Source organism: Rhodococcus sp. NPDC004095, from assembly GCF_053604015.1.
Genome location: NZ_JBSGGS010000001.1, coordinates 336,185 through 349,274, shown reverse-complemented (window position 1 = coordinate 349,274; position 13,090 = coordinate 336,185). Strand labels below are relative to the sequence as shown.

The 13,090-nt window shown below is 68.9% G+C and carries 14 protein-coding genes; 5 read left to right on the top strand and 9 right to left on the bottom strand.

What is annotated here, in order from left to right:
* Positions 1 to 34: 34 nt before the first annotated feature.
* The 6 genes from ACWEPG_RS01605 to ACWEPG_RS01580 form a co-directional block, all read right to left on the bottom strand.
* On the bottom strand, positions 35 to 1,060 hold the full coding sequence (locus ACWEPG_RS01605) for an adenylate/guanylate cyclase domain-containing protein (protein WP_450111805.1): 1,026 nt from the start codon (positions 1,058 to 1,060) through the stop codon (positions 35 to 37).
* Positions 1,053 to 2,750 (bottom strand): dihydroxy-acid dehydratase, encoded by a 1,698-nt coding sequence (gene ilvD / locus ACWEPG_RS01600; RefSeq protein ID WP_450111806.1) that lies wholly within the window; start codon positions 2,748 to 2,750, stop codon positions 1,053 to 1,055. The genes ACWEPG_RS01605 and ilvD overlap by 8 nt, the downstream gene beginning before the upstream one ends.
* The gene (locus tag ACWEPG_RS01595; RefSeq protein ID WP_450112039.1) at positions 2,740 to 3,339 is read right to left on the bottom strand and encodes a TIGR03086 family metal-binding protein; all 600 of its coding nucleotides are present in this window, start codon (positions 3,337 to 3,339) and stop codon (positions 2,740 to 2,742) included. Before ACWEPG_RS01595 ends, ilvD begins: the two co-directional genes overlap by 11 nt.
* Positions 3,340 to 3,347: 8 nt before the next feature.
* A complete protein-coding gene (locus ACWEPG_RS01590; RefSeq protein ID WP_452593726.1) occupies positions 3,348 to 4,130 on the bottom strand; it encodes a VOC family protein in 783 nt (260 codons plus the stop codon).
* Between the two features lie 196 nt (positions 4,131 to 4,326).
* Positions 4,327 to 4,512, bottom strand: a complete 186-nt coding sequence (locus tag ACWEPG_RS01585) for a hypothetical protein (protein ID WP_450111808.1) — start codon at positions 4,510 to 4,512, stop codon at positions 4,327 to 4,329.
* Between the two features lie 69 nt (positions 4,513 to 4,581).
* Positions 4,582 to 6,030, bottom strand: coding sequence for an MFS transporter (locus ACWEPG_RS01580; RefSeq protein ID WP_452593725.1), 1,449 nt, complete (start codon positions 6,028 to 6,030; stop codon positions 4,582 to 4,584).
* Between the two features lie 155 nt (positions 6,031 to 6,185).
* Between ACWEPG_RS01580 and ACWEPG_RS01575 the strand changes: the two genes are divergently transcribed.
* Entirely contained in the window at positions 6,186 to 6,338 is a 153-nt protein-coding gene (locus tag ACWEPG_RS01575; RefSeq protein WP_450111810.1) for a hypothetical protein, read from the top strand.
* 65 nt (positions 6,339 to 6,403) lie between these two features.
* Here the strand turns inward: ACWEPG_RS01575 and ACWEPG_RS01570 are convergent, their stop codons facing one another.
* A complete protein-coding gene (locus ACWEPG_RS01570; RefSeq protein WP_452593870.1) occupies positions 6,404 to 7,252 on the bottom strand; it encodes a 3-hydroxybutyryl-CoA dehydrogenase in 849 nt (282 codons plus the stop codon).
* A gap of 51 nt (positions 7,253 to 7,303) precedes the next feature.
* On the bottom strand, positions 7,304 to 8,917 hold the full coding sequence (locus ACWEPG_RS01565) for a long-chain-fatty-acid--CoA ligase (RefSeq protein WP_452593724.1): 1,614 nt from the start codon (positions 8,915 to 8,917) through the stop codon (positions 7,304 to 7,306).
* A gap of 116 nt (positions 8,918 to 9,033) precedes the next feature.
* Between ACWEPG_RS01565 and ACWEPG_RS01560 the strand changes: the two genes are divergently transcribed.
* On the top strand, positions 9,034 to 9,897 hold the full coding sequence (locus ACWEPG_RS01560; protein ID WP_452593723.1) for a response regulator transcription factor: 864 nt from the start codon (positions 9,034 to 9,036) through the stop codon (positions 9,895 to 9,897).
* Here ACWEPG_RS01560 and ACWEPG_RS01555 read toward each other — a convergent pair whose 3' ends face one another.
* Positions 9,898 to 10,518: a TetR family transcriptional regulator gene (locus ACWEPG_RS01555; RefSeq protein ID WP_450133548.1), complete on the bottom strand. Its 621-nt coding sequence runs from the start codon at positions 10,516 to 10,518 to the stop codon at positions 9,898 to 9,900.
* A 142-nt stretch (positions 10,519 to 10,660) separates the two neighbouring features.
* On the opposite strand from ACWEPG_RS01555, the gene ACWEPG_RS01550 reads away from it, so the two are divergent.
* The 3 genes from ACWEPG_RS01550 to ACWEPG_RS01540 are packed head-to-tail and all read left to right on the top strand — an operon-like array spanning position 10,661 to position 13,089.
* Positions 10,661 to 10,912 carry a ferredoxin gene (locus ACWEPG_RS01550; RefSeq protein WP_450111814.1) on the top strand — a complete coding sequence of 84 codons (252 nt, stop codon included), beginning with the start codon at positions 10,661 to 10,663 and terminating at the stop codon, positions 10,910 to 10,912.
* On the top strand, positions 10,909 to 12,189 hold the full coding sequence (locus ACWEPG_RS01545) for a cytochrome P450 (protein ID WP_450111815.1): 1,281 nt from the start codon (positions 10,909 to 10,911) through the stop codon (positions 12,187 to 12,189). Before ACWEPG_RS01550 ends, ACWEPG_RS01545 begins: the two co-directional genes overlap by 4 nt.
* 60 nt (positions 12,190 to 12,249) lie before the next feature.
* A complete protein-coding gene (locus ACWEPG_RS01540; protein ID WP_450111816.1) occupies positions 12,250 to 13,089 on the top strand; it encodes a mycofactocin-coupled SDR family oxidoreductase in 840 nt (279 codons plus the stop codon).
* Position 13,090 lies beyond the last annotated feature (1 nt).

Genomic DNA, 13,090 nt, shown 5'->3' with positions numbered 1-13,090 from the left:
CGAACCAATGGGCCATTCGGGAATCGAGGGGAGGTCAGCGGCGCAGGGCGTACGCCTTGAGTCGGCTGAAGCCGCGTACCCGAAGGGTGCGCAGCGGCCGCAGATGGAAGTCGCGGACCGCCCCGAGGGCCTCGGCCACGTTCTCGTCGACCAGCACGGTGCCCGGGCGGGCGGCGCTGGTCAGGCGCGCGGCGATGTTCACCACCGAGCCGTAGACGTCGCCGAATCGCATCAGCACCTCGCCGCGTGCGAGTCCGACCCGCAGGTTCGGCAGCTCCTCGGTGCTCGCCGCCGCGTCCTGTAGCGCCAACGCGATTCGCGCGGCGTCGGCCGGGTCCTCGACCGCGAACAGCACCTCGTCGCCGACGTTCTTGATCACCCAGCCGTGGTTCTGGCTGATCACGTTGGTGACGGTCGACTCGAAGAACTCGAGCAGTTCGGTCAGTTCGGTGATGTCCAGGCGGCGGGTCAGGCTGGTGTAGCCGACCATGTCGGCGAATCCGATCGTCAGGGCGCGGCTGGCGACGTCCTCGCCACGGTTGTCCAGGAAGCGGGCGGCGTTCGACGCCAGGTGCCGCCGCCACACGTACGACTGAAGTCTCTCCAAGGTCGGCAGCATCTGCTCGGCCACGAGCGTCGCCTCCGCGGCGACCGCGTGCACGTCGACCGCCTGGTCGGCGCCGTGGCTGCGGACCCGATCGACGATGTGACTGTTGAGCAGGCCCAGCTGCCACTCGGCCAGACGCGAGAACGACTGCCCGAGGGCGCGGGTCACCGACACCTCGAGGTCGGGGTCGATGATGCCGCGGTCCACCAGCGACGTGATCGCCTGCAGGGCCGCGACATCGGCGTCGGTGAACATCGGGGTGCCGGGATCGGAATCGACGGCGAATCCCATCGCCACCCAGAGGCGCTGCGCGCGGGGGAGCGGGACCCCCGAGATCTCGGAGACCTGCTCCCGGGTGTACTTGATCTCGCCGCCGAGGAGGTTCCGCTCGACCTCCGCCTGGATCATCTCGAACTCGCGGGCCTGCCGCCGTTCGCTCGCCCGATTAGCCACACACGGCCCCGTTCGAGGCGGATCCCACCAGCTTCGTGTATTTCGCCAGCACTCCGCGAGTGTACCGGGGCGGCAACGGTTCCCACCCCTGTGCGCGGTGTGTCAGCTCACCCTCGTCGATGACCACGTCGAGCCGGCCGGATGCGACGTCGAGCCGGATGGGGTCGCCGTCCTGCACGAAGGCGATCGGCCCGCCGTCCACCGCCTCCGGTGCGACGTGCCCGACGCACAGGCCGGTGGTGCCGCCGGAGAAACGGCCGTCGGTCAGCAGCAGGACGTCCTTGCCGAGCCCGGCGCCCTTGATCGCGGCGGTGATGGCGAGCATCTCCCTCATCCCCGGCCCGCCCTTCGGGCCCTCGTAACGGATCACCACCGCGTCCCCGGCGGTGATGGTGCCGTCCTCCAGTGCATCCAGTGCGGCCCGCTCGCGGTCGAAAACCCGTGCCGTGCCCGTGAACACGTCGGACTCGAAGCCGGCCGACTTGACCACCGCGCCACCGGGGGCCAGAGATCCGGACAGGATGGTGATGCCGCCGGTCGGATGGATCGGTGCGGTCATCGCCCGCAGTACCTTGCCGTCCGGGTCGGGGGGTGCGATGTCGGCGAGGTTCTCGGCGACCGTGCGTCCGGTGACTGTCATGCAGTCGCCGTGCAGCAGGCCGGCGTCGAGCAGGGCCTTCATGATCACGGGGACACCACCGATGCGGTCGACGTCCTTCATCACGTACGCCCCGAACGGTTTGACGTCCGCCAGGTGCGGGACGCGGGCCCCGACCCGTTTGAAATCCTCCAGAGTCAACGGAACACCGGCCTCGTGGGCGATCGCGAGCAGGTGCAGCACCGCGTTGGTGGACCCGCCGAACGCCATCACCACCGCGATCGCGTTCTCGAACGCCTCGGTGGTGAGGATGTCGGACGGGGTGATGCCGCGGCGCAGCAACTCGACCACGGCCTGCCCGCTGCGCCGCGCGTAACCGTCGCGTCGGCGGTCGGTGGCCGGTGGGGCGGCCGACCCGGGCAGCGACATGCCCAGCGCCTCCGCCGCACTGGCCATCGTGTTGGCGGTGTACATGCCGCCGCACGCGCCCTCGCCGGGGCAGATGGCCCGCTCGATCGCGTCGACGTCCTCGCGGCTCATCAGGCCCCGCGCGCATGCCCCGACGGCCTCGAAGGCGTCGATGATCGTCACGTCCTTCTCGGTGCCGTCGGACAGCTTCGCGGTCCCGGGCAGGATCGAGCCGGCGTACAGGAACACCGAGGCGAGGTTCAGTCGGGCCGCGGCCATCAACATGCCCGGCAGTGACTTGTCGCAGCCGGCGAGCAGGACCGAGCCGTCGAGGCGCTCGGCCTCCATGACGGTTTCGACGCTGTCCGCGATCACCTCCCGCGACACCAGCGAGAAGTGCATGCCCTCGTGGCCCATCGAGATGCCGTCGGAGACCGAGATGGTGCCGAATTCGAGCGGGTAGCCGCCGGCGGCGTGCACGCCGTCCTTGACCGCGCGCGCCAGCCGGTCGAGGGACAGGTTGCACGGGGTGATCTCGTTCCATGACGAGGCGACACCGATCTGGGACTTGCCCCAGTCGTCGTCTCCCATCCCGACGGCCCGGAGCATGCCGCGGGCCGCGGTCTTCTCCAGTCCGTCCGTGACGTCCCGGCTGCGGGGCTTGATGTCGTGCTCACTCGTCATCACGTACCTCCCGGGGCGGCTGGTTGTCGGACGGTCGCGGATCGCGGCCGGTCAGTGCGATGAGGCGGTCCTGCGGTGAGGCGTCCTCGGACACCGGGACGGGATCGGCGAACAGGCCGCTGGCGGCGAGCATGTCCCGTTGCTCGTCCAGGACCTCCCACACCCCGGCGACGAGCCGGGAGTCCAAGCGGTCGTCCAGGCCGGCGGCGCGGGCCAGATCCCAGGCGTGAATCGTCACGTCGGAAACCTGCTCGCGCAGATAGTGTTCCACCGTCACCGTGGCGTAGGACAGGTGCACCGGCGTCGCCGGCGGCGCGGCGTCCCAGGCGGCGATCGCCAACCCGGAGTAGAGGTCCCACTCCGCCGCGAGGTCGTCGCGGAGCGGCCGGATCCGGCCCTCGGCCTCGTCGATCGACAGCCCGCTGAGCAGTGGCGGCACCCACTGCTGTTCGACGATGACGTGGCGCACCAGGGCGGTGACGTTCCACTCGGTGTCCGGGGTCGGGGCGGACCAGTCGGTGACCGCCTCGATGCGAGTGGAGAATTCGTGGTGGGCTCGGCGCAGCAGCGCGAGCCACTCCAGTGCCACGGCCACGCCTACTGTTGTGCGGGGTCGGGTCGCAGGACGCTGAACACGCCGCCGGTCGGGTCCGCGAGCACCGCCATGCGCCCGGCGCTCGGAACGTCGAACGGCGCGACCAGCACCGATCCGCCTGCCGCGGTCGACGTTTCCACCGCGGCATCGGTGTCGTCCGTGGCGAAGTACACGTGCCAGTGGGAGGGGACCTGCGGTGCACGGGGGGTGGAGCAGCCGCCGAAGTTCTCGCCGCCCGCGTGCAGCAGCGTGTACGAACCCTCCGGCATCGGCGCGGAGGTCTGGGTCACGCCGATCACGTCGGCGTAGAACGCGATCGCCTTCGCCGGCTCCGGGGTGATCAACTCGGACCAGACGAGGGTGCCCGTCTCCTTCTCCAGGGTCGCGCCGATGTGCCTGCCCGCCTCCCAGAGTCCGACGACCGCGCCGGTCGGGTCCGTCACGAATGCCATTCGCCCGGCGTCACCGACATCGTCGGGCCCCATCACCACCTGCCCGCCTGCCGCCGCGACCTTGGCCGTCGTCGCGGTGACGTCGTCGGTGGCGAGGTAGGTGTTCCAGTGCGACGGCGTCCGGGCCGGGGTGCCCGGTGGTTGCCCGCCGACCGCGCCGACGGTGTGGCCGCGCAGGTGGGCCATCGAGTAGACCCCGCCCCCGGGGTTCGGCATGTCCTCGAATTCCCAGCCCAGCAGCCTGGAGTAGTAGTCCTTCGCGGCAGTGGGATCGCTCGCGCACAGGTCGACCCAGCAGGGGACACCCTCCGGGTAGCTCGAACGGATGGGCATGGTGACGTCCTTTCGCGGCGGAAATTCGGTCCAGCGGAACCCCGCCCGCAACCGGTGCCGGGCGAGGTCCACCGCTCACGTTTCCAGCCCGCGGCCCGTTTGGAAAGAGCAGCGGCCGTGACCTGTCCCGATCTCCGCCCGCTATCGGGGGTTCTCGCCCAGCACCAGCGGTAGCGACCGGTCCGCCTCCACGCGGTCAGGGACCCGTCGTACACGGCCACGTCGGAGGGGCCGCATAGGTCGCCCGCCCCGGTTCGACGGAGTACGGCCCGTCCTTCGCCAGGGTCAGGTGGGTGCTCGAGTCGACTACGACGAGCGCCGGGTCTGCGAGGTGTTCGCGAAGCCAGGCGACGGAGACGGTGTCGGTGAACTGATGGCCCACGATGACCTCCGAGGTTCGGGAAGGCACGGCACTGCGCACGCCGTCGCCGCACCGCGGGGTGAAGCGAGGTCAACGCTCGCCGCGAGCGGAATCCTCCGGTGCGAGCGCCGGCGCAGAGACATCGCAATGTGGTCGGCACTCGATCGAATCCGGCTGTTCCGCAAGGGGCTTCGCTGTAGGGACCATCGCTGCGGCGATGGCGGCACCGGCGAGCATCAGTCCGGCACAGATCAGCATCGCGACCCGGAACCCGTCCGAGAACGACGCCGGGTCGCTGTAGCCGGTGATTCCCGCGAGCCCCGGCAGGGCCGCGACCGCGAGGAGTTGAGCGCTGCGGGCCACGGCATTGTTCACACCCGACGCGATGCCGGACCGCTCGGTCGGGACCGAGTTCAGCACGGCCCCGGTCAGCGGGGCCACCAACGTGGACAGGCCGAGCCCGAAGACGAGAACCGCAGGCAGTACCTCCGTGAGATACGAAGCGTCCGGACCGATCCGGAGCATCAACAGCAGGCCGGCCGCGCCGATCAGCGGACCGGCCGTCATCGGCAGCCGTGGCCCGTGGTGCTGCGCCCAGCGCCCGGCCCGGGCCGACAGGACCAGCATCAGCACGGTGATCGGCAGGGTCGCCAGCCCGGACGCCATCGGCGAGTATCCGGCCACGATCTGCAACTGCAGGACGAGCAGGAAGAACACCCCGCCCAGTGCGGCGTACACCGTCAGCGTCACCAGATTGGCGGCGGTGAACACCCGGGAGCGGAACAGCGACGGTGGGACCAACGGGTCGGGGGAGCGACGTTCCGCGACGAGGAAGGCCGCGAAGACTGCGATCCCGCCGCCCACGGGAAGAGGTTGCCCGGCGATCAGGCCGTAGGTGAGCGCGGCGAGCGCGACGATGCCCAGCGTCGTCCCGGGCAGGTCGAGCCGGCCGTGCGCCTGCGGGTCGCGGCTGTCGGGGACATGACGCACGGACACCCACACCACCGCGATCGCGAGCGGCACATTCAGCCAGAACACCGCACGCCACGACGCCACCTCGACGAGCCAGCCGCCGACCAGCGGCCCCGCAGCCGACGCCACGCCGCCGAACCCGGACCACAACCCGATCGCCGTGCCCCGGTCGTCGGGGTCGATCGTCGCCGACAGCAGCGCCAGGCTGCCCGGTGTGAGCAGGGCGGCGCCGATGCCCTGCAGGATGCGTGCCGAGACGAGCGTTTCGATGGTCGGCGCGAGCGCGCACGCGATCGAGGCGAGCGTGAACCAGACCGTTCCCCAGACGAACACGCGCCGACGGCCGAGCCGGTCGCCGAGCGCGCCTGCGAGCAGGATCAGGGAGGCGAGGGTCAGGGTGTAGCCGCTCAGGACCCACTGCAGTCCGGAGACCGTGGCGCCGAGGTCCTCACCGATCCGGGGCAGCGCGATGTTGACGACCGTCGCGTCGAGCATCGCCAGCGACGAACCGAGCACGGTCGCGAGTACGACTGCGCGTCCGGTTGGCGATCGCAGCTGGACCGTCATGGAGTCGAGGCTACGCCGTGAACATTTGCGGCAGCCGGATTCAAACCCGTCACCTGCGGTTACGGGCGAGATTCGTTCTCGGGAGGGCGATTCGGGCCGAGTGGTCCGGTTACATACATCCCGCTCACCCACTCACACATTCGAGGAGTAGTTCAATGGCAGTAGCACGTGCAACCCGCGCCGGTTCGTCGGAAGAGGATCTCGCCCTCATCAAGCAGATCCAGCCCGTCGTATCCGGCCTGGGCACGATCATCGGTGGCGTGGGCGCGACCCTCGCTGTGGTCGGTGCGCTCTCGGCGTTCAGCTGACTCGCGGCACCTGTGCGCGCTTCCGGTGGTCCCAGCCACCGGAAGCGCGCACAGGCGCGTAACGCCTACTTGTAGTCGTAGAAGCCGCGGCCGGTCTTCTTGCCCAGACGGCCGGCGTCGACCATGCGGCGCAGCAGCGCCGGCGGGGCGTAGTGCGGCTCGGCGAACTCGGCGTACAGCGACTCCGCCGCGGCCAGCGCGATGTCCAGGCCGACGGTGTCGAGCAGCGTCAGTGGACCCATCGGGTAGCCGCAGCCGCCCTTCATCGCGGCGTCGATGTCCTCGGCGGACGCGTACCCGGATTCGAGCATCCGCACCGCCTGGCACAGGTACGGGATGAGCAGCGCGTTGACGATGAACCCGGACCGGTCACCGGCCTGCACGGTGGTCTTGCCCAGGGTGCTGCTCGCGTAGTCGGTGACCGCGGCGGCGGTCTCCGGGGAGGTGACCAGGGTGGAGATGATCTCCACCAGCGGCATCACCGGCACCGGGTTGAAGAAGTGCACGCCGACGACCTGCTCGGGACGCTGCGTGGCGCCCGCGACCTTGATCACCGGGATCGAGGAGGTGTTGGTGGCGAGGATGCCGGCCGGCTTGACGATCTTGTCGAGCTTGCCGAAGATCTCGTACTTGAGTGCCTCGATCTCCGGGGCGGCCTCGATGACCAGGTCCCGGTCGGCGAATTCCTCGATGTCGAGGGTGACCCGCACGCGGGCGATGGCCGCGTCGGCCTCTTCCTGGGTGATCTTGCCCTTGGCGACGCCGCGGGAGATCGACGAGGCGATCCGCGCGGTGGCGGCGTCCGCGAACTCCTGCTTCGTCTCGAGCACCAGGACTTCGCTCCCGGCCTTCGCGCACACCTCGGCGATTCCGGCACCCATGGTGCCGCCACCGATCACTCCGATCAGCTGCACAGTCATCTCTCCAAACCTGAAATGCTCGTCATCTTGTCGTGGGCCATTCTGCTACGCGCCGGTAACCGGGCTTCCGCCCGCCCGCAGCTCGTTCTTGCGGATCTTGCCTGTCGGGGTGCGCGGAAGGTCCGACGCGAACGCGATGTCACGCGGCACCTTGTACCCGGCGAGCAGGCTCCGGGTGTGTGCGATCAACTCCTCCGCCGTGAGCTCCGCACCCGGTCGGAGCAGCACGAACGCCTTCGGGCGCTCCCCCCACTTGTCGTCCGGGACGCCCACGACCGCGACGTCCGCGACCGCCGGGTGGGAGACGATCGCCTGCTCGACCTCGACGGTGGAGATGTTCTCGCCGCCGGAGATGATGATGTCCTTCGCGCGGTCCTTGAGCTGGATGTACCCGTCCGGGTGCATGACGCCGAGGTCGCCGGTGTGGAACCAGCCACCGGCGAACGCCTCCGCGGTGGCCTTCTCGTCCCGGTAGTAGCCCAGCATCACGTTGTTGCCGCGCAGCACGATCTCGCCGAGGCTCACCCCGTCGGCGGGCACGTCGTTCATCTGGGGGTCCACCACCCGCGCGGTCTCGGCCTGCAGCATGCCGACGCCCTGCCGGGAGATCAGCACCGCCCGCTCCGCCGGATCCAGGGCCGCCCACGACTCCTGCGGCTCGCAGATCGTGTACGGCCCGTACACCTCGGTCAGCCCGTACACGTGCACGACGGTGACGCCGAGCGCCTCGAGCTTGCCGATGATCGTCGGCGACGGCGGGGCGCCTGCGGTGGTGATGCGCATCGGGTGCGCCAGCGGGTGCGCCTGATCGGCGTCGGCGATGATCGAGCAGACGGTCGGGGCGCCGCACAGGTTGGTGATCCCGAGGGTGTCGATCGCGTCCCAGATCGCGTCCGCGCGTACCGCCCGCAGGCACACGTGGGTGCCGCCGGCAGCGGTGACCGCCCAGGGTGTGCACCAGCCGTTGCAGTGGAACATCGGCAGCGTCCACAGGTACTTCGAGTCCCCGGTGAACCCGTTGTGGAAGGTCTCACCGAACGAATTGAGGTAGGCGCCGCGATGGGAGTACATGACGCCCTTGGGCTTTCCGGTGGTGCCGGAGGTGTAGTTGATCGCGATCGGGGACAGCTCGTCGTCCACCGTCCACGGCAGTTCGGCGCCGTCGACCGCGGTGGCGAGCAGTTCGGCGTACGTGGTGGTCGCGACGCCGGCGACGGGCTCGTCGACGATGTTCGTGGAGTCGGGGATCTCGACGATCTCGCGCACCGTCGGCACCGTCTCACGGATGGTGGCGGCGGAGCCGAGCAGTTCGGAGTCCACAAAGAGGATCGAGGCCCCCGAGTGATCGAGGATGTACTCCAGTTCCGGGCCCGCCAGGCGCGAGTTCAACGCGATCAGCACACCGCCGGCGAGCGGCACCGCGAAGTGCGCCATCAACATCTCGGGGGTGTTGGGGCACAGGTACGCGATCCGGTCGCCGGGGGTGATGCGGGCCCGCAGCACCCGCGCCAGCCGCTGCACCTCGTCGCCGAACTCGCGGTAGCTGTAGCGGCGGTCGCCGTGGACGATCGCGGTGCGGTCGGGGAACACCGCCGCCGAGCGCTCCAGGAAACGCAGCGGGCTGAGCTGGGAGTGATTGGGGGCGAGTACGGCGGTCATGGGCGGTTTTCTCCAGGTCCGGACGGTGCCCGTCGGGTGTGACGGGGCTTACAAGCGTTCCCCCCGACGGTAGGGGCCACTGCGGGTGGGCCGCTACCCTACGAAGTGGGTAGGCGATGACTGAGACGACGAGAACGAACGAGGTGCTGCGGCCGAGCGACGAGGACGCGCTGCGCGCCGAGCTGCGGGCACTGAGCACGTCGAGCGCGTTCCCGGTCCTGTTCGGTGGCGCCGTCGCCGACGGCGCGATGCTGTTGTCCGGGTTCGCGGGCACCCGCAGCTCGATCCTGCGCGGGTTGACCATCGACTTCCGGTGCGGTCTCGGCGGTCGGGCGGTCGCCGAACAGCGGCCCGAGGCCGCTCCGGACTACTTCGACTCCGACCACATCACCCACGAGTACGACGTGCAGGTCGCCGGGGAGGGCATCGAATCGCTGCTGGCGGTGCCGGTGGTCGTGCGCGGCGTCACGCGGGCCGCCCTGTACGGCGGGCTGCGGGCCCGGCGGCCGATCGGGGACGCCATGACCGACCCGGTGCTCAGGGCCGCGTCGCGGTTGGCGCGTGAGATCGAGATCCGTGACGAGGTGGACCGACGGGTCGCGCTGCTCGCGAACGTGGTGCCCCGGGCCTCCCGCACAACGTCGGAGTCGGAACGGATCACCGAGAGCTATCTGGCCCTGCACGAGCTCGCCGACCGGGTCGGCGACGAGACGGTGGCCGCGCAGCTGCGCGAGGTGGAGGCATCGCTCCGATCGCTCACCACACCCGTCACGGCAGACGACTCGATCAGGTTGTCTCCCCGGGAATTCGACCTGCTCTCGCACGTCGCGCTCGGTTGCCGCAACGCGGAGATCGCCGAGAGGCTTTCCCTCAGTGTGGAAACCGTGAAGACCTACATGCGCACCCTGATGGCCAAGCTCGAGGTGGGCAGTCGGCAGGAGGCGGTGTTCGAGGCGCGGCGGCGAGGCTTGCTGCCGTGATCATTCGCGTCGAGGCGGCGCAGGCAGTGACGGGTCCCGAAGCGACGCCTGATAGCCGGTGGTCAGCCAGAAGACGGTGCGGTCGATCGTCGGCATGATGTCGGTGACCTCGATCAACCCGTCGCGGCAGCGCCCCACCAGGCCGTAGACGACGCTCGAGAGGATCGATTCCAGGTCGGCGACGAAGTCGGGGTCCACGTCGGACAGGACCGCCATGCCGACCGGCACGACGGCGTCGAAGCTACGCACGGCGAAGCCCTCGCCGCCGGGCGCGGCACTCACACGGAAGTACGCGAAGAGCATCGCCGGGTGCTGTTCCCACGGTTCGAAGATGGCCCGGATCACGCGCATCATCGCCGGGTGAAGCGGCTCGTTCGGGTCGCGCGGCTTGGTGACGAGCCCGGAGTGGTTCCCCGCCATCCAGCGTTCGATCGCGGCGAGGATCAGCTCGTCCCGGGTTGCGTACCGCTTGTAGATGGTCGACAGAGACGTGCGGGCGCGGCGTGCGACCTCACGCAGTTGGACCGCGTCGTATCCCTCGTTCTCGAGGAGGTCGACGACAGTGTCGAGGAGTCGGTCTCGAGTCGGGTCCACCCCATCCACAACATCGGAGTTCTCCATTTTTGCGAATTTCCTTGCCGTCGGTGAGTAACAGAGTTACCGTGCTCCCGGTAACACGGTTACTCACAGTACCTCCAGCGGCGGCCGTGGGGTGAATGTCCGCCCAGCCGCTCGAGACCGAATTCACCCTGGGGAGCGCCCGATGACGGGATCACCGAAGCGCCTACACGTCGATCGCGACCTGTGCGAGGCGCATGCACTGTGCGTCGAGATCGCACCCGAGATCTTCACTCTCGCCGACGACGACGTTGCCGTTTGCGACGAGAGTCCGCCGGAAGCGTTGTGGCCCAAGGCGCGGTCGGCGGTCAGCGCCTGCCCGCGCCAGGCCGTCAGCTTCTTCGAGGACCCACCTGCCACCTCACCTCGTTCACCCGAAAGGCCAGTGATCCCATGACCGATCTCGCATCAGTCGACTACTTCTCCGACGGAGAGGTCGCGCAGAATCCCTTCGAGTACTTCGACCACCTCCGGGGCCGGAACCCAGTCTTCCGTGAGCCGCACCACGGCGTGGTTGTCGTCACCGGCCACGACGAGGTGATCGAGGGGTTCAAGAACACCGAAGCCCTCTCGGCCGTCAACGCGATCGGCGGACCGTTTCCCCCGCTGCCGTTCGTGCCCGAGGGCGACGACATCACCGCTCAGATCGAAGCCCACCGCCACCAGTTCCCGATCTTCGAGCACATCGTGACGATGGATCCCCCCGACCACACGAAGGCCCGATCGCTGCTGGGGCGGATGCTCACACCGAAACGACTGCAGGAGAACGAGGAATTCCTGTGGACCCTGGCGGACCGCCAGTTCGACGAGTTCATCGACAACGGCCGCTGCGAGTTTCTCGGCGAGTACGCGAAACCGTTCGCCACCCTGGCGATCACGGACCTGCTCGGCGTCCCCGAGGAGGACCGCGAGGAGTTCCGCCAGGCACTGGGTGCCGACGCACGACCCGGTGCCCGCGTCGGAGCGCTCGATCACGAGCCGGTCGGGATCAACCCGCTGGAATACCTGGACGAGCGGTTCGGCGGCTACATCGCCGAACGCAGGCGTGAGCCCCGCGGCGACATCCTCAGCGGCCTGGCCTCGGCCACGTATCCGGACGGATCGACTCCCGCGCTCCTCGAGGTGGTGCGGCCGGCGACCTTCCTGTTCGCGGCCGGACAGGAAACGGTGACGAAGCTCCTCAGCTCAGCGCTGCGGGTCCTCGGTGAGCGGCCGGAGTACCAGCAGATCCTGCGTGAGGATCGCAGTCTCATCCGAGCTTTCATCGAGGAGTCGCTTCGCTTCGACAGTCCGACGAAGGTCGACTTCCGACTTGCCCGCAAGTCCACCGGAATCGGCGATCTCGACATCCCGGCCGGGACGGTCGTGATGCTGGGTCTCGCTGCCGCCAACCGCGATCCCCGCAAGTTCGACAACCCGAACGAGTTCCGGCTCGACCGGAAGAACGCACACGATCACGTCGCGTTCGGGCGGGGGCTGCACACGTGTGCCGGCGCGCCGCTCGCCCGCGTGGAAGGTCACGTGACCCTGAACCGGCTGCTCGACAGGATGAGCGACATCGGTATCAGTGAGAGCGCGCACGGGCCGGCGGACGACCGCCGGTACGCGTACGAGCCCACCTTCCTGCTGCGCGGACTCACCGAACTCCACATCGAGTTCACCCCGACCCGTTAGAGGCAATTCGGCAGACACCGCATCGGGCAGTCGCCCGAAGCACGACGAGAGAGGCAAGTCATGGCAGGGCGAGTTGAAGGCAAGGTCGCGTTCGTCACGGGTGCGGCACGCGGCCAGGGGCGCAGTCACGCGGTGCGGCTGGCGCAGGAGGGCGCGGACATCATCGCGATCGACATCTGCGGACCGATCAGGGAGAACGCGCAGATCGAACCGTCCGGACCGGATGATCTGGCCGAAACCGTGGAGTTGGTCAAGGGTCTGGGCCGTCGCATCGTGGCGGCGGAGGTCGACGTACGTGATTTCGACGCCCTGAAGGTGGCCGTCGACAACGGAGTCGAGCAGTTGGGTCGGCTCGACATCATCGTCGCCAACGCCGGGATCGGGACGGGTGGCGTCACCCTCGACCAGACCGACGAGTTCGACTGGCAGGAGATGCTCGACATCAACCTCTCCGGCGTCTGGAAGTCGGTGAAAGCCGGTGTCCCTCAGATGATCGCGGCAGGAAACGGCGGATCGATCGTCCTGACGAGCTCGGTCGGTGGGCTGAAGGCCTACCCGAACATGGGCCCGTACATCGCCGCGAAGCACGGCGTGGTCGGACTGATGCGCACGTTCGCGGTCGAACTGGGACAGCACTCGATTCGGGTCAACACCGTTCACCCCACGAACGTGAACACGCCGATGTTCATGAACGAGGGGGCGATGAAGATGTTCCGCCCCGACCTCGAGAACCCGGGACCGGAGGACCTCAAGGTCGTCGCACAGCTCATGCACGTACTGCCGGTCGGCTGGGTGGAACCCGAGGACATCAGCAACGCCGTGCTGTTCCTCGCTTCCGACGAATCCCGCTACGTCACGGGCCTTCCCCTCACCGTCGACGCGGGGAGCAACCTCAAGTAGT